1 protein-coding gene is annotated in these 511 nt (G+C 49.1%); it reads left to right on the top strand.

The window, feature by feature from the left end; translation table 11 throughout:
* Window positions 1–315: Hsp70 family protein (locus tag ACTHUM_RS18750; protein ID WP_440403788.1), on the top strand; the 315-nt coding region annotated here is incomplete at its 5' end.
* Between the last annotated feature and the right edge of the window lie 196 nt (window positions 316–511).

Here is a 511-nt window from a genome sequence, read left to right as displayed (position 1 = left end):
CTCAAAGACAGCATGAGCAACGCTGCCGAAGACATGGCCGCACGCGCACGCGCCGAAGCCGTAGTCGAAGCCGAAAGCCTGACCGACGCCGTCAACGCCGCCCTTGAATTGGATAGAGATTTGCTGGATACCGAAGAGCTTGCACAAATCCAGCAAGACATCGCCGATTTGCAAGGTCGTCTGAAAGACGGTAAAGCCGAAGACATTCGTGCCGCCGTCGCCAAACTCAGCCACAGCACCGACAACTTCGCCGCCAAGCGCATGAACCGCAACATACAGCGCGCCCTGACAGGGCAGAATGTTGATAACATTTGACAGTAAAAGGTTTCAGACGGCCTATACAACGAAATAGGCCGTCTGAAGATAGCGTCTGTAAAAACGAAATAAAGAATCAAGATGGAAAAATCCGGCATTGTCTGTCTGATGAATATTTCGGCAAAAGCGGAACAAAATTAACCACTGAAATCGAAGACGGACTCCATTTGAAAAAATTGTAGATATAAAATGAGCT

The organism is Neisseria sp. P0021.S006, from assembly GCF_051956895.1.
This window is presented reverse-complemented; position numbering and strand designations above follow the sequence as displayed.